Here is a 16,772-nt window from a genome sequence, read left to right as displayed (position 1 = left end):
ATGGAGCCGAACAAATCCTTTTCTGCCCCGTACTCCGGAGCTTTGATTTTAGAGTATATCGACTTTATCAATTTTGCCATCCAGCACAACGGTATCCGTACCATCAGTCGCTGTGCCATCTCGAACGAGAGCGGGCGCGACTGGGTGGATACGACCGTCCTCATCGAAGGAGCTTACCTCAAGCCGGCAGACTGTCATTTCGATCTGATTCCTACAGGTACTACCATAGAAGCGGAGGGTCTGGAGCTGAAGGTCGATGCAGCCCGGCTCATTTCGCTGACAGAGGGCTTCGACACTTCCTTCTCCTGCACCGTCCGAGTGGGGCAAGAAGAGATCTACAGGGAAGAGTACGAAGTGCATCTGATGGCCTATGACCAGTGGGCCGGGATCCGCATAATGCCTGAGATACTGTCGGCATTCGTCACACCGAATCATCCGCTTCTCTCCCGTGTTCTCGTCAAGGCGGCCAAATTCATGGAGCGATGGACAAAGTCCAACTCGCTATCCGGATACCAATCGCAAGACCCCTCCATCGTTCGCTGGCAGGTAGCCGCCGTGTACGAGGCCTTGCGCTCGGAAGGGATCGTCTATAGCAATCCGCCGGCGAGCTTCGAAAAAGCAGGCCAACGGATCCGGTTGGCAGACAAGGTGCTGAATGAAAAAATAGGTACTTGCATAGATTTGACCCTGCTCTTCGCGGCTTGTATAGAGCATATAGGGCTTTATCCCCTTTTGGTCCTGTTCGAAGGGCATATTTTTTTGGGTGTCTGGCAGGAAGAGCGATTCTATAGCCAGGCCACCAGCGACGATCGGGAGTTTCTGCTCAAGGGCTGTGCCAATGGTATCCACGATATTGTCTTCGTCGAGAGTACGATGCTGACGGCCTCGGAGCCTGTCAGTTTCGAACTGGCCGTTGAAATGGCTACGCAGCAGCTGCGTACGGGCTTGTTTCAGATGTTCATAGACGTAGTGGCTTGCCGGCTCGGAGGGATCAAACCCCTGCCGCAGAGAGTGGCTACGGAGGGAGGCTTCGAGCTGGTCAATGAGGGGATCAAGCACGACAATGTCACCAAGCGAATCATGAAGATCAGCCCGCTGGACATCAAGCTGGACAGCGATAAGGAGCTGACCAAACAGGATATTTGGGAAAGAAAGCTGCTGGATATTTCCCTGCGCAACAACCTTGTCAATATCCGATCCGGTCGTAGAGCCTTGCCTCTTATCTCGTACAACATCGAGCTTTTGGAGGATTCGCTCCATGCCGGCAACAAGTTTATCATCTTGCCTGCGCCCTCCGACGAATGTGCCCGTCCCAACGAATATGGTATATACGACTCCGCTACCAATCCGGAGGTCGTAGCCGCCACTGTCACGATGGGGCTGCATAGCAATACGCTCTACTCCTATTTGGACGAAAGCGAACTGCAAAACACCCTCAAAGACTTGTACAGAAAATCCAGAACAGCTCTGGAGGAGAACGGAGCCAACTCGCTTTTTCTGGCTATAGGCATACTCAGGTGGATGGAGACGGAGCAGAGTCATCGTCCTCGCTACGCCCCGATCTTGCTCATGCCGATAGAGATCGTCCGCAAAGGGGCAAGCCGTGGCTATGAACTGCGAACCCGAGACGAAGAGACCATGCTGAACATTACGATGGTCGAACTGCTCAAGCAACAATACGGCATAGATCTCTCAGGCCTGAATACGCTCCCTCAAGACGAAAAGGGTACCGATATTCCACTGGTCTTGGCGGCTATTCGCTCACAGCTTCGCGACAAAAAAGGCTGGGATGTGCTCGAAGAAAGTATGGTGGGGTTGTTCTCTTTCAACAAATTCGTCATGTGGAACGATATTCACACCCATGCCGATAAGCTGCAAGAGCACCCTATCCTGAACGGTTTGATGAACAACCGCTTGCAAATGTTCGACCACAGCGAAGAGGAAATCGACGCTCGCATCATCGACAGCACAGTGCCTCCGACGGCTTATTCCATCCCGATCGATGTGGATTCATCGCAATTGGAGGCCGTGATCGAGTCGGGGAAAGGAAAGAGCTTCATCCTTCATGGCCCTCCCGGCACGGGAAAATCCCAGACGATCACCAATATGATAGCCAACGCACTGTACCGAGGCAAGCGCGTACTCTTCGTCGCTGAGAAAATGGCTGCCTTGTCGGTCGTTCAAAAGCGTCTGGAAAAGATCGGTCTGGCACCTTTCTGTCTGGAGCTGCACTCCAACAAAGTCACCAAGAGTCACTTCCTCAGTCAGATGCAAACGGCCTTGGACATCCGACGTCTGCAGCCGGCTACCGACTATCAGAGCTGTGCGGACGAACTCTTCTCCCACCGCTCCAAGCTCATCGCATACGTAGACGCCCTGCACCAAGAGAGGGGCTTCGGACTCTCGCTATTCGACTGTATATCGGGTTTCCTTCGACATTCAGGAGCGGATATGGATGTCAGCCGAGTGCCGGCAACCCTATTGCAGAAAGAGGCGATAGAGAAAGTCGTCGAAGATATAACCCAGCTGGACACTGTGTTTTTGGTAAGCGGACATCCGGCCGGACATCCGCTGGACGGTTTGGAGCCGACTGATCCGACGATGCTGAACCTGCCATCGCTGCGCGATAGCTTAGCAGAAGCCAAACGCCTGTTCGGAGAATTGTCCTCTGCTCCGCAGGCACTGGAAGATCTGTTGGGTGTTGGTCCCGACGAATCGGTCGATGGCGTGATCCGGATGCGCGACATTCTCGGCTGTCTGTTCCATATTTCCTGCTTCAATGACGACCTGTTCCGCCTCGCCGAGAACCGACAAGCGTGCATCCGAACCCACGATCTGCTGGGTACGGCTCGTGATAGGCTCCGTCTGCATGAAGAGCTTACGCGAGACTATGCACCGACTGTTCTGGAAGAAGACGGCCACAGGCTGCGTGCGGAATGGCAAATGATCGAAAGTAAATGGTTCTTGCCTCGGTTTTTTGCTTCCGGCTCTTTTGTCAAGCGTTTGCGCCGTCATAAACCCACTCTCTCCAAAGCCGAAGTGCCTTTGCTCATCGAACGTCTCTGCGCTCTGCAAGAGCTGAGCGAATCGGTCAGTGGAAGCGAATCCGAGCTGATCCGTTTGTTCGATGTCAGAGGTTTGGGAAGTGACCGGGAATGGCTACAGGCCCAAGAAAATCTTCACCGATCCGAAGAATTTGTCCGATTGTTGGCCGGTCATGCCGAGCAGACAGGCCAAAGCTATGAAGTGATCCGCCAAGCCGTGACTGCTAAGATCGGCGGCCATTGGCAACCCATCTTCGATTCCAACAGGAATAAACTACAGCAGATATATGACCGAACCGTCCGGCTGCTACAGGTGTCGGACTCCCTCGCCCACTCCGTCGCTATCAGTCTTCCATCCGGCTACGAACAAATCTGTGCCAAACTTTCCGTTTGGATAGAGCATCTGCCTCGGTTGAAGGATTGGTCGCAATGGATCCTCTGCAAGCGAGCTCTCTTGGATGCAGGAGCAGCACCGGCCATCGACAGGATATGCCACGGCGAAGGATCCGTGCCGGCCGTATCTGTGGCAGAAGCCTTTGCGCATAATCTCTACAGGCGCATGGCAGAGGAGACCATCGCATCAGATCCTACCCTACAGCTCTTCAACGGTATCCTCTTCGAATCCGTCATAGAGAAGTACAGATTCCTGACGGCCAATTTCCAAGAGCTTAGCAAGCAGGAGCTATACTGCCGCTTGGCAGCGAAAATCCCCCAACTGACGATGACTGCGTCCAACAGTTCGGAGGTGGGCATCCTGAAACGAAACATCGCCAACGGAGGCCGTGGGACTTCCATTCGCAAGATCATAGACCAAATACCCACTCTTCTGCCCAAGCTCTGTCCCTGCATGCTGATGAGTCCGCTGTCGGTGGCCCAGTTTATCGACCTCGATGCAGAGAAATTCGATCTGGTCATTTTCGACGAAGCCTCGCAAATGCCGACGAGCGAGTCCGTAGGTGCCATAGCCCGAGGCAAGGCACTCGTCGTGGTGGGCGATCCGAAGCAGATGCCGCCCACCAGTTTCTTCATGACCGGAAGGAACAACGAAGAAGATGCCTACATAGACGATATGGAGAGTATCCTCGATGATTGTATCTCTCTGTCAATGCCTTCCCGATACCTTACATGGCACTACCGAAGCAAGCATGAGAGCCTGATCGCGTTCAGCAACAGTCGCTACTACGATGGCAAGCTCTTTACCTTCCCCTCCACTGATGACAGGGTTTCGAAAGTCAGCTTGGTGAAGATAGACGGCGTGTACGACAAGTCGAATACGAGAAGCAACCGCAAAGAAGCCCAAGCCATCGTCGATGAGATTATCCGGCGGTTGGAAGATCCGGCCCTGTGCGAGCGAAGCATCGGTGTGGTATCCTTCAGTCAGGCGCAGCAAAACCTTGTAGAAGATATGCTGATGGACGCTCTGAGCACCAAGCCCGAATTGGAACAGAAAGCTTTGCATGGTGCCGAACCGATCTTTATCAAGAATCTGGAAAATGTGCAGGGAGACGAGCGCGATGTCATACTCTTCAGCATCGGTTATGGACCGGACAAGGACGGTAAGGTGTCGATGAACTTCGGTCCCTTGAACAACAAGGGTGGGGAACGCCGGCTGAATGTGGCCGTATCGCGTGCCCGATACGAAATGATCATATATACCTCGCTCAGTCCCGAACAGATAGATCTCAAACGAACCAATTCGCTCGGTGTGGAGGGACTGCGCCTGCTTTTAGAGTTTGCCGCACACGGATTGTCTCATTTGCCCAATCGAAGCAGTCAGGTACGTGCCGAGAGTGCGATCGTAACCGATCTGGCAGCTGCACTGCGTAGCCGTGGTTATAAGACGGACACGATGATCGGCTGTTCGAACTTCAAAATAGATCTCGGCATACGCCATCCGCAGAATCCGGAACAATACCTCCTCGGCATCTTGTGTGACGGGAAAAACTATTTCGAGACGAAGACCACGCGCGATAGGGAAGTCGTCCGGCCGGGAGTCCTTCGCATGCTCGGCTGGAATATCCATAGAGTATGGAGTGTGGATTGGTTCGAAAACAAGGATCGGGTGATCGACCGTATTGTCGAACAAGTAGATGCCTTGCTCCGCTTGCCGGCTATTTCCTCTATGGCACCGGTACAGCCGGTAAAGAAGTTTTCCATCACCTCTGCCGCCCCACTCCAAAAGCCATCCAAGAGCAAAGAGCAACCCTATCGCTCTTTCCCGATCGAGAAGGCTCCTAACCACACTGCCGACCTAAGTACCCTGACCGCCAACAAGGCAGAAGCAAGAAAGGCGATCCGATCCATCGTCCAAACCGAGCAGCCTATTACCGATACCCTTTTGTACAGACGCGTAGTCGAGCACTTCGGTCTTAGTCGGGTCTCTCCTCGCCTGCGAACTCTCGTCGATAGCCTGACGGACAAATTATACCACGATCCCGTTTCCTTCGAAGGGAGCCACACGCTTTGGATAGACAGCGAAGCGGCCGAAGGATTCGACTATTACCGCACGGATTCCGGCAGAGAGATCAGCGAAATTCCCACCATCGAGATCATGAATGCCCTTATGCATATCATGGAGGAACAGCTTGCTCTTCCTCGCCTCGAACTGTGCAAACTGGCAGCCCAGCTTCTTGGGTTCGCTCGTAACGGAACGAAAGTGCAGACACATACAGATTATGCCGTCGAGGAGCTCCTGCGTAACGGCAAGTTCAGAGAATCCGATCGGGGAATGATCGCTCTGAACGAATAGCGGTTGCTCTTGATATCCGCATCTCGCAGTATGCGTCAGTTCGCCGAGGAAGATAATCTACCGCCCTTTGCCCTCGCAAGTTTGCAGATGGATCAAGTCGGTTCTCTGTACGTTGTGCACAAATGATACAGCATTATTATTACATTTACGGAGCATAAATGTAGCCGACCGGTGTCATTTTCAATAGAAATGCACGGTGTAGCGTTATAAAATAAATACAAGTTGGAGTCCGGACGTGCCTGTTGTTCCGACTCTTGCTATTCACAATTGAAAAAGTAAAAAAATGACATATAATGAATTACAACTGGAATTTGGAGCCGTTTTCCGCAGAGGAACGTTCCCTCGGGACAATATTCTGTCGGGAGCTAAGGCTCGCGCCCGTAGTGGGGTGCCTATTGGCACGCAGGGGAATAGCTTCCGTGGAGGAAGCTAAACGTTTCTTTCGCCCAAGATTGGAGGATCTCCACGATCCTTTCCTGATGAAGGATATGGACAAGGCTGTGGCTCGCCTGAACAGGGCAGTGGGGCGAAAGGAAAAAATCATGATTTACGGTGACTATGATGTAGACGGTACCACGGCAGTGGCACTCGTCTATAAGTACTTGCGCGCCACGGGCTGCTCCGAAACCCAATTGGATTACTACATTCCGGATCGGTACGATGAGGGTTATGGTATATCTTATCGAGGGATTGATTTGGCTCACTCTCTCGGAACGAAACTGATAATCGTACTTGACTGTGGTATCAAAGCCGTCGAAAAGGTGGCATACGCCAAGTCGCTTGGCATCGATTTTATTATCTGCGACCATCACAATCCGGATGAAACCCTGCCCGATGCCGTTGCGGTGCTGGATGCCAAAAGAGCCGACAATACGTATCCTTACGAGCATCTCTCCGGCTGTGGAGTCGGGTTCAAGTTTATGCAAGCTTATGCCCGGAGCAACAATTTACCCGAATCCAAGCTCCTTCCTTTGCTCGACCTCGTGGCCGTCAGTATAGCTTCGGATATTGTTCCTATTATGGGGGAGAACCGCATACTCGCCTATTACGGACTGCGCCAACTTAATAAACGCCCTTGTCTTGGCTTACAGGCTATAATAGATGTATGCGGTCTGAAGAAGCGAAGGATAGATATGAACGACATCGTCTTCAAGATCGGGCCTCGGATCAATGCTTCCGGTCGTATGATGAATGGGGGGAAGGCTGTGGAACTGCTCCTCTCTCAGGATGCTGTGGAGGCCCAAAGCCGAACGGCCAATATAGACGAATACAACGATCAACGTCGCGAGCTTGACAAGGATGTGACGGAACAGGCTATTGACATTTTGGGCGAGCTATCCGATGTGGACAAGAAGATCCTCGTTATCTACCGGCCGGAATGGCACAAGGGCGTCATCGGCATAGTAGCCAGCAGGATGACTGAACGCTATTCGCGCCCGACGATCGTGATGACGAAGAGCAGCGATTACATTTCCGGTTCGGCTCGTTCGGTGGGAGGATTCGATGTGTATAAGGCTATCGAACATTGCAAGGATTTGCTGGTCAATTTCGGTGGACATCCTTTTGCTTCCGGTCTGACGATCAAAGAAGAGAATCTGGAAGCTTTCCGAAAGATGATTACGGACTATGCCGAAGAGGCTGTATCGCCGGAATTACTGGTGCCGCAAATAGATGTAGATGCCGAAATATCCATCGAAGAGGTCAATTACAAACTTCTCGACAACCTCAAGCGGATGGGGCCATTCGGACCGGAAAATTCCAAGCCGGTCTTTATATCCCGACAGCTGTACGATGCCGGAGGTAGCAGGGCTGTGGGGAAGACATCCGAACACCTGAAGATAGATGTGAGGGTGGGATCGGGCGAACGCCATCCGGTGAGTGGGATTGCATTTAATCAGGCCGGTCATTGCGATGAGATCAAAAATGGTCCTTTCCGCCTTTGCTACACGATAGAAGAGAACGAATTCAACGGCAATAAATCATTGCAGCTACTGGTGCGCGACATCAAACCCGAAGAAGAATCCACCATTAACGGAGAGACAAGATGAAGAGAACGCTCACGATGAATCTGGGAGGCAAGGTCTTCCATATTGATGAGGATGCCTATAACCTGCTGGAGGAGTATCTACACAATTTAGCCTCACATTTCGATCGGGATAACCATACGGATTGTAAAACGATCGAAGAGTTTGAGGCTTATTTGTCGGATATGGTCATCGCCCGATTGCACAGCGAACACGCCATAATAAGTATCGGCCTGATTCGAGAAGTCATAGAAAAGATCAATATGGGTGAGCACTTTTCTTCCAATGAAGACAGTGCGACTGCCGGATATGCTGCAGGGGCCGGTTACAGACAGAAGGAGAGGGAGGCTTCAGGCTATCGATACATGTCAGGGGAGGCTCCGAAGCGGAAGTTTTATCGCGACATGGATCATGCCGTTTTGTGTGGCGTGTGTAGCGGTATTGCAGCATATACGAGATGGAATGTGAACGCCATTCGTGTGATAGTCGTGTTGATGACGATTTTGGCCTCTTCTCTCTTTTGGATGATCATTATCGGTTATTTGGCCGTTTGGATGATAGCTCCACCGGCTATAACTGCTTCTCAGAAATTGGAGATGTACGGTGAGCCGATCACAGTGGAGAATATCGGTAAGCGAGTTGCTGCCGATGTCGATACGAGCCTTCACCGCAGGAATGCCTCTGTACTGAATACGCTGGGGTGTATGCTCAAAGGACTGTTTGTCCTCGTAGGAATAGGTTTTATCCTCGCTGTCGTTTTCGGCCTTTTCGGCCTTATATTGGAGCTGTTTGCAGACGGTTACGTGGCACATGCTCCCTTGACTTCTGACTGGATTTCTATTCCCTCCTGGATGATACTCTGTGCCGCGATCTCCGTATTTATTATAGTAGTCGTACCAGTTATGGCCATCGTTTTCAGACATCAGGGACAAGGGAGAAACGGAATTATTCCTGCAGGTTTCAAATGGCTGGGCTTGACTATTTGGCTTGCTGCCGCTATCCTGTTGGCCGTAGTCTTCATATTGATGACCCGTGAGCTGGGTTTGAATTTCTTCCTCCATCGCCATTCGGTATGATGTCAGAAATGCCTAAAAAATATTTAGGTCCCTTTTGGGACAATCCTTGGTAAAGGTTTTTGCATTTTTGTTCATATCTTCGTTTTTAGAATCTTGTCTTTTGAAAAAGAATAACATCAGCTACTAATAGTATGAGTGATAATTGTCATTTGACCGAGAAATCGTTTCGAAGTGTCGTCCTCCCGAAGGATTCTATCCTGATTTTATTTTTCCGAATTTGTCTCCGAAACTGGTATTGGATACTCCTTTCCATCGTTCTTTTCGCCGGATGGGGTGTGGTGAAGTATAAGAGGGTCGGCATGGCTCCCAGCACCTATTTTACGGCCATAATGCCACGATTCCCCGAAGGTGTTCAGAGGGCAAGCTCCGGTGGATTGAATCCAAACTACAGTGCATATGATAATTATACACCTCGTTGGGAAGGTATTTCCGTATTAGATCAGAATTCTATTTTCAATGGTCTTTGTGCTACAAGTCTCGTAGAAAGAGTGGGAGAGAAAATACAGTACGATGTGAACTATTATCTCCCGGGCAAAGTGACCAAACATGATTTTTACGATCATACGCCCATTCATTTGATCTTTTCGCCGGAAAGTGCACACAGTTCTTTCACTGTAAAGATGAAGGTGGGGAAAGAATATGCTACCATCTTGTCTCTAAATGGAAAGCATGAGGCGAAAAAGATAAATCTGACCGATATTCAGCTCCCTTATGGAGTTCCTGTGGCTACTCCGATCGGAGAACTTAGGGTGGAGAAGACAGAGCGATTCGATCCGGAGACTTTGGACGAAAAATTTTCGCACACAACTATCATCGTAACCAAAGAATCGAAGAATAGTGCGCGAGTACGCTACGATTCGAACCTTAGGACGGAAGAGTCGAAGGGGCGAATAGAAATGAGGATAACGATGGGCCGATCTTTGGGCTTCGCAAGAGATTTCCTTGACGGTCTTATAGAAGAGTTTGATATTCAGTCTCGCCAGAAATATCGTCAGGAGGTAGAAGAAAAAATCGCTTTAGCCGAAAAGAGTCTAAGCGATCTTCAAAAAGACGGGATCCCTGTCTCGGACTCTGCCCTCTCTTCTTTGAATATCGCAGAGAAAGAGATAAACACCAATCGTGAGGCTTTGCGAAAGAGGTTGATAACCATGATCAATGAATACAAAGTGGATCTTCTGACAGCCGATGCTTCCTCAAGCCTGATCGTCCTTGACAAGACGAAGGCTGTTCCCGGAACGAAAAAACATTTATTGATCTTGATCATCAATCTGGCTATCGGACTCTTTCTGCCGATGATCATCTTCTTTGTTTATGTCGTTCTGCGCAATCTGATATTGGCACCTTCGGAACTTGGCGAAAAAGCGCTCAAGCGTATACTGGCTCTACTGAATGGAAGTAAGAAGAGAACGGCTACGATGCAACGGGATATAGACTTACTTCGTCTCAATCTGACTGAATACCTATCGGATTCGGCTTCCTCTTGTATTATCCTGACAAGCATGAGCGGTAACGAACAGACCGAGAGGATAGCTACAGAACTGATAAATTCTTTTGAGAAAAAGGGAAAGAAAATCCAAATGGTCCACCTTGAAGAGTCGGATGCTGCACTCCAAGAGGTGGCCGCTTTGCGTGAAAAGGGTATATCCGTTTTAGCCATGGCTCCGAGTATAGTAGGTAGTGCTTTGGCCGTTGAGGCAAGTCTCGTAGCGGATGTTTCTTTGTTGTTGGCCGAGAGCATGTGCTCGAAGAGAAAAGACAAAGACGAAGTCGAAACATTTATCTGCCAGAGTCGTTGTCCTGCTTTCGTGCTATGGTTGGATAGGTACTAAGACTTTATTCATTTTCTAACTCCAAAGTTTTATGGGTATTATCCGGAGCATATTAGACACCGATCTATATAAATTCACTACCGGCTATGCCTATGCCAAGCTATTCCCCAGAGCTTATGGCGAATTCCGCTTCATAGACCGCAACCGGCAGCTCTTTACCGAGGAATTTGCCGAGCTGGTACGTGCCGAAATACGAGCGATGGCATCTCTGTCTTTGACTCGTGAGGAAAAAGAGTTTCTCCGGCGGGAATTACCTTATCTACCGCCGATATACATCGATTTTTTGGAAGGTTTTCGTTTCGATCCGGAAGAAGTTACAGTATCGATAGACGCACAAGGTCGCTTGGATATACGAGCGCAAGGCCTTCTCTATCGTGTGACGCTTTGGGAGACACCCATCCTGGCCATTATCAGCGAACTCTACTATCGTTTTATCGGGGCCCAACCGGATTGGAAGCACGTAGAAGAGGTAACTCGATCCAAGGGGGAATTGATGCGAGAGCATCGAGCTACGTTCTCGATATTCGGTATGCGGAGGCGTTTCTCCCTTGATGTGGAAGATCGTGTGACGGATATTCTCAAGCAGTATGCAGGTGAGAGTCTCTTCGGTACCAGCAACGTACACTTAGCCCATAAGCATGGATTACGCGTGTCCGGTACACATCCGCACGAGTGGATACAATTCCACGGGGCTATTTACGGCTACAAGATGGCCAATTATGTAGCCATGGAGGATTGGATCAATGTCTATGACGGTGATCTCGGCACTGTGCTCACCGATACGTACACGACCGATGTTTTCATGCGCAACTTCAGCAAGAAGCATGCCATGCTCTTTACCAGTCTGAGGCATGACAGCGGCGACCCCGAAGTATTCATCGAGAAAGCAATACGGCGATACGAAGAGCTGCGAGTAGATCCCAAGATCAAGTACATCATATTCTCTGACAGCCTCACTCCCCAGCGAGCCATAGAGATTCAAGATATGTGTGCCGGCAAGATAAAGGCCAGCTTCGGCATCGGTACCAATTTGACGAATGATGTAGGTGGGGGTGTAGAGCCACTGAATATCGTTATGAAGCTCTGGAAGTGCAAGATGACGGCGAAAGACGATTGGCACTACTGCGTCAAGCTGAGCGATGTCGATGGCAAACATACGGGAGAGCCGGAAGAAATCCTTCTGGCGATGAATACACTGGGAATCAAACCGAAATAATGCTGACAGGGCTCTTCTTCGGATCTTTCAATCCGCTGCATATCGGTCATTTGGCACTGGCCAATTATCTGACAGAATACACTCCGATCGGAGAGTTGTGGTTCGTGCCGAGCCCGCTGAATCCTCTAAAAAACACCCAAGAGCTACTTCCGTACCATCTGCGCTGCGAGCTGATAGAACAAGCTATTCAAAACGATGCTCGTTTTCAAGTCGTGCGCATCGAAGAACTCCTGCCTTCTCCTCATTATACCATCCGGACACTTCGTGTCCTCAGCATGCTGTATCCCCGTCATCGATTCGCCCTCCTGATCGGGGCGGACAACTGGCAGAGCTTCGATCGATGGAAAGATCATCATCGGCTGACGGCCGAATACGAGCTCATTATCTATCCGCGATTCGGCTATGAAGTAGACGAAACAAAACTCCCGGCCGGATGCCGATACGTACATGATGCTCCGCGAATAGAAATCTCCTCTACCCAAATCAGGACAAGCATATTGGAAGGAAAAGATCTGCGCCACTGGCTGCCTCTTCCTGAGTACCGGGACGTCATAGCATCTGCCCTGCAAAGCTGTCTGTCACAAAAACGCTGAGAAAAAGAGAACCTATGGAAGAAAGAATGGTCACGCTCGTCTGCCTGCAAAGCAACGCTTTGGCAGAAGAACTCCAACGAATGCTCGCCGAAGCAGGTATCACGGCTTATCTGCGTAATGAATACACCAACCGCATCATAGGCCCTATGTGCGATGTCGGCGGAGTGAGAATTGAATTGGCCGAAAGCGACCTCGAGGCTGCTCGTATTGTTTTGGCTGAGTCCGGATTGCCATTGGCAGAACCGGAGCAGACCCAAGTAGGGCGTATCAGCCGATGGGCGGACAACCTGCCTCTCCTGCGCAATCGTCCTTTGGAGCAGCGCTTGTGGATCATTACGGGACTGCTCATAGTCTTTCTCGGAATGCTTTCCATCATACTCTATCTCTTAAGCTAAAGCAATATGCCCCGGCGGAAACCGCTTAGCAATAGCCAGATCATTTGTATCGCACTCCTTTGGATACTGCTCGTCATCTATGCCATTGGGGCAGGAAGGCCGAGCGGACAATTGTTTTTCGGCATCATTTCCTCCGGCATCGTCGTATTTGTCACCATCTACAAAGACATTCGTCGCAGGGGAAAGTAGAGTCGTTCGCGACTTTCTCCTCTAATATCACTATCATTACCATCCCATGTATCGTTGTTCTCGCAGGTCTCCTGCCTTTTTTCTTGCCTTGGTTTTTTGTGTAATGGCATTCTTTAGCTGTGGCACCAAGCGAAAATTGCCCCCACAAGTGTACACTGATCATCCCAAGCGGGAGTTTCGTGCAGCATGGATCCAAACCGTCTATCAGAGCGAGTATGCCCGCTTGGCCCCTGCCGAAGTTCGCCGCTTGCTGATCGGGCGACTGGATAAACTCAAAGAAGCCGGCTGTAATGCGATTATTTTCCAGATCAGACCCGAGAGCGATGCCTGGTACGAATCTGCTATAGAGCCATGGAGTCGTTTCCTGACAGGCCGTCAGGGACAAGCCCCTACGCCCTTGTGGGATCCGCTCGCTTTCATGGTCAGCGAATGTCACAAGCGGGGGATGGAGCTGCATGCATGGATCAATCCATATCGCGCCTCGACTTCCGGAACGGCAGGGCTTGCCCCCGATCATCCCTACCACCGTTATCCGGAGTGGTTCGTCACCTACAACAATCAGCTCTACTACGACCCCGGAGTGCCGGATTGTAGAGCTTACATCTGCCGTATCGTGCGAGATATTACGATGCGATATGACGTCGATGCCATTCACATGGACGATTACTTCTACCCATATCCGCTGGCCGGTGCCGCTTTCCCCGATGGCGACAGTTTTCGCCGATATGGACAGGGATATACCTCCCAAACAAAAGGAGACTGGCGGCGCGAGAATGTAAACAAGCTGGTGCATGAAATCAAGCTGACCATACTGCAGTCCAAACCGTGGGTGCGTTTCGGCATCAGTCCCTTCGGCATATATCGGAACAAACGCTCCTCCCCTTCCGGTAGTGAGACAGCCGGACTTCAGAACTATGATGACCTCTATGCCGATGTGCTATTGTGGCAAAAAAAAGGCTGGATCGACTACGTTATCCCCCAAATCTATTGGGAGATCGGACACAAAGCCGCAGACTATGCCACGTTAGCTGAGTGGTGGGGACGTAATTCTGTCGGAGCGACACACCTCTACTTCGGGCAGGATGTCAAACGAACGATGACTGCCCGACAACTCGCGCCCAAGATGCGGATGCAGCGTGCCGTAGCAGCCGGGCATGCCCTTTGGCCGGCCGGTGAGGTGGTGAACAATACCCAAGGAGTGGCAGACAGTCTGCGTAGCCGCTACCACCGCTATCCCGCTCTTATACCGGCTTATACGGCCATGCACCGACAGGCTCCTCCGAAAGTGAAAGGCCTGCATGCCGCTTGGTTGCCATCGGGCTTTCACCTGATCTGGCTTGCCGAAAAGGACGAATCCGATCCCGTCAAGGCCTCCTACTTCGTAGTCTATGCCTTCCGCCATGGCGTGAAGAAAACGACCCAACATGCCGAAAACATTTGGGTGATTACACCCGAAAACAGTATCCGCCTTCCCGACTCCCACGCTTCAGCGGATTATACCTACTGGGTGACAGCCGTGGATCGCTTCCATAACGAGAGCAAACCGGCCAAGCTGAAAGTCAAAGCCCGATACAAACGCCCCTGAGCGCATGCCTCGTCGTAAGACAAAAAAGAGAGAGGAGGCCCTGCCCACCATTGACCCGGCCAATGAGGAGATGGGCTATGTGCTCAGCCTGATCGAGCGTACAGACCAAAGTCTCTTCCTGACCGGCAAGGCCGGAACGGGTAAGTCCACACTGCTTCGGCATATCTGTGCTACGACGCACAAGAAGTTCATCGTGCTTGCACCTACCGGTCTCGCGGCTCTGAATGTCGGAGGGCAGACGCTCCACTCATTTTTCAAGCTGCCACTCCGCCCCATTCCGCCGAACGATCCCGATCTGAGCACTCGTGACAAACGGGTGTTCGATGTATTTCGCTACACGAACGAACACAAGAAACTGATCCGAAGCCTCGATCTGATTGTCATAGACGAGGTGTCCATGGTTCGGGCCGATGTCATCGATGCCATTGATAAGCTCCTCGGTATATACAGAGGCCGGCAAGAAAGGCCTTTCGGTGGTGTGCAGATGTTGTTCGTGGGGGATCTTTATCAACTTGAACCTGTGGTAACGGCAGATGATGCCGACATACTGAAACGATTTTATCCCAACCCCTTCTTTTTCTCCTCCGAGGCACTGCGAGCCACTCCTCCCGTCACAGTGGAGCTGACCAAGGTGTATCGACAGACAGAGCAGGCGTTCGTGCAGATACTCGATCGAATCCGATCAGGCAGGCTGATCGAACAGGATCTTCGGGACATCAATAAATGCGTCGATCGCCATTACGAACCACCGAAAGACGAGCCGGTCATCACCCTCGCCACCAAACGCCGGCACGTGAGCTACATCAACGAGCGACAGTTGGACCGGCTGCAGGGCGACCCCATCACCCTGTACGGCACTATCGAAGGCGATTTCCCCTCTTCATCCTTACCGACCGAGGAAGAGCTTATCCTGAAACAGGATGCTCAGGTGATATTCGTCTCCAATGACAAAGATCACCGATGGGTCAATGGGACACTCGGCATAGTAGCCGGCTTCGATCCGGAGAGTGAAACGATAGACGTATGTCTCAGCACCGGAGAAGTTGTCACAGTGGAACCATGCATCTGGGACAATAAACGCTTCTCCTATAATGAGCAGGCCAATAAAGTGGAGGAGGAAGTCCTGGGCAGATTCATTCAGTATCCGCTCAAATTGGCTTGGGCGATCACGGTACACAAGAGCCAGGGACTGACGTTCGATCGGGTGATCATCGATTTCTCGGAAGGGACCTTCGCCGGCGGTCAGGCCTATGTAGCCCTCAGCCGGTGCCGTTCGCTCGAAGGTATGGTGCTGCGTGCACCGCTTGCCGGCCGGGACGTCATCGTCCGTCGTGAGATTGTCGATTTTTATTCGCGAGCCAATGATCTGGGTGTAATCAATGACTCGCTCGAACGTGCCGAGGCGGAACGTGAGTATGCACAAGCCCTCCGGCTGTGGAATGCTTGCCGTTATACGGAAGCCATCGGCACCTTTTCACAAGCATTAGCGAAGAAGAACGATTTGGACGACCCACTCTTTCGCCGTCTGCTGGTGAGCAAGCTGTTCGAAATGGAGTATGCATACCGCCGTGAGGAACAGCTGCGGCGTGAGTTGGCCGAGCAGCGCGAGGTTATGCGTCGACTGGCCAAAGAATATGTACTAATGGGCAATGACTGTATTGCGGAGGCTCATGATGCTCACGCGGCCATCCGCTCCTACGACAAAGCCCTCACGCTCTATCCCGACTATGTGGAGGCCTTCGTCAGGAAAGGTCGGGCATTGGCCGGACTGAACGAAATAACCGCTTCCCTCTCTGCTTTGAATCAGGCTGTAGCCATTGCTCCGACGGATTTTACTGCTCGATTCACGTTGGGACAAGTCTTGGAGAAATTCGCTTACTACGAAGAGGCCCTCGATGCATACCGACAGGCCGATGGGCTCAACCCCCAAAGCCGCACATTGCTCAAACGGCTTATTGCCCTCTGCGAGGAGCTGGACGAAGAAGACGAAGCCGAGCACTACCGAATCCGCTTACGCAAGCTCCGAGAACAGGCCGGCCGGAAGTGAAACAGCTTGTGGCGTGGCTTAGCCT

At 51.3% G+C, this 16,772-nt stretch carries 10 protein-coding genes; all 10 read left to right on the top strand.

Annotated elements, in window-relative coordinates:
• The 10 genes from F452_RS0101385 (at position 1) to F452_RS0101340 (ending at position 16,747) form a co-directional block, all read left to right on the top strand.
• Positions 1-5,793 carry a DUF3320 domain-containing protein gene (locus tag F452_RS0101385; RefSeq protein WP_018964475.1) on the top strand — a complete coding sequence of 1,931 codons (5,793 nt, stop codon included), beginning with the start codon at positions 1-3 and terminating at the stop codon, positions 5,791-5,793.
• A 293-nt stretch (positions 5,794-6,086) separates the two neighbouring features.
• A complete protein-coding gene (gene recJ, locus F452_RS0101380; protein ID WP_026292091.1) occupies positions 6,087-7,841 on the top strand; it encodes a single-stranded-DNA-specific exonuclease RecJ in 1,755 nt (584 codons plus the stop codon).
• On the top strand, positions 7,838-8,893 hold the full coding sequence (locus tag F452_RS0101375) for a PspC domain-containing protein (RefSeq protein ID WP_018964473.1): 1,056 nt from the start codon (positions 7,838-7,840) through the stop codon (positions 8,891-8,893). Before recJ ends, F452_RS0101375 begins: the two co-directional genes overlap by 4 nt.
• A 131-nt stretch (positions 8,894-9,024) precedes the next feature.
• The gene (locus F452_RS0101370) at positions 9,025-10,722 is read left to right on the top strand and encodes a hypothetical protein (protein ID WP_018964472.1); all 1,698 of its coding nucleotides are present in this window, start codon (positions 9,025-9,027) and stop codon (positions 10,720-10,722) included.
• Positions 10,723-10,753: 31 nt separating this feature from the next.
• Positions 10,754-11,938, top strand: a complete 1,185-nt coding sequence (gene pncB, locus F452_RS0101365) for a nicotinate phosphoribosyltransferase (RefSeq protein ID WP_018964471.1) — start codon at positions 10,754-10,756, stop codon at positions 11,936-11,938.
• The gene (gene nadD / locus F452_RS0101360) at positions 11,938-12,531 is read left to right on the top strand and encodes a nicotinate (nicotinamide) nucleotide adenylyltransferase (protein ID WP_018964470.1); all 594 of its coding nucleotides are present in this window, start codon (positions 11,938-11,940) and stop codon (positions 12,529-12,531) included. Before pncB ends, nadD begins: the two co-directional genes overlap by 1 nt.
• A 14-nt stretch (positions 12,532-12,545) precedes the next feature.
• Positions 12,546-12,926, top strand: coding sequence for a putative signal transducing protein (locus F452_RS0101355; RefSeq protein WP_018964469.1), 381 nt, complete (start codon positions 12,546-12,548; stop codon positions 12,924-12,926).
• A gap of 6 nt (positions 12,927-12,932) precedes the next feature.
• Positions 12,933-13,115: a hypothetical protein gene (locus F452_RS0101350; protein WP_018964468.1), complete on the top strand. Its 183-nt coding sequence runs from the start codon at positions 12,933-12,935 to the stop codon at positions 13,113-13,115.
• 46 nt (positions 13,116-13,161) lie between these two features.
• Positions 13,162-14,700 (top strand): glycoside hydrolase family 10 protein, encoded by a 1,539-nt coding sequence (locus F452_RS0101345; RefSeq protein ID WP_026292090.1) that lies wholly within the window; start codon positions 13,162-13,164, stop codon positions 14,698-14,700.
• Positions 14,701-14,704: 4 nt separating this feature from the next.
• Positions 14,705-16,747 (top strand): AAA family ATPase, encoded by a 2,043-nt coding sequence (locus F452_RS0101340; protein WP_018964466.1) that lies wholly within the window; start codon positions 14,705-14,707, stop codon positions 16,745-16,747.
• Positions 16,748-16,772: the final 25 nt, after the last annotated feature.

This window comes from Porphyromonas gulae DSM 15663, assembly GCF_000378065.1.
GTDB classification, from domain to species: domain Bacteria; phylum Bacteroidota; class Bacteroidia; order Bacteroidales; family Porphyromonadaceae; genus Porphyromonas; species Porphyromonas gulae.
Note: the sequence above shows the minus strand (reverse complement) of the source record. Positions and strands in the feature narration are given on the sequence as shown.

Coding starts and splice junctions, on each gene's coding strand:
- F452_RS0101385 (WP_018964475.1), top strand. CDS start 1: ATGGAGCCGAACAAATCCTTTTCTGCCCCGTACTCCGGAGCTTTGATT.
- recJ (WP_026292091.1), top strand. CDS start 6,087: ATGAATTACAACTGGAATTTGGAGCCGTTTTCCGCAGAGGAACGTTCC.
- F452_RS0101375 (WP_018964473.1), top strand. CDS start 7,838: ATGAAGAGAACGCTCACGATGAATCTGGGAGGCAAGGTCTTCCATATT.
- F452_RS0101370 (WP_018964472.1), top strand. CDS start 9,025: ATGAGTGATAATTGTCATTTGACCGAGAAATCGTTTCGAAGTGTCGTC.
- pncB (WP_018964471.1), top strand. CDS start 10,754: ATGGGTATTATCCGGAGCATATTAGACACCGATCTATATAAATTCACT.
- nadD (WP_018964470.1), top strand. CDS start 11,938: ATGCTGACAGGGCTCTTCTTCGGATCTTTCAATCCGCTGCATATCGGT.
- F452_RS0101355 (WP_018964469.1), top strand. CDS start 12,546: ATGGAAGAAAGAATGGTCACGCTCGTCTGCCTGCAAAGCAACGCTTTG.
- F452_RS0101350 (WP_018964468.1), top strand. CDS start 12,933: ATGCCCCGGCGGAAACCGCTTAGCAATAGCCAGATCATTTGTATCGCA.
- F452_RS0101345 (WP_026292090.1), top strand. CDS start 13,162: ATGTATCGTTGTTCTCGCAGGTCTCCTGCCTTTTTTCTTGCCTTGGTT.
- F452_RS0101340 (WP_018964466.1), top strand. CDS start 14,705: ATGCCTCGTCGTAAGACAAAAAAGAGAGAGGAGGCCCTGCCCACCATT.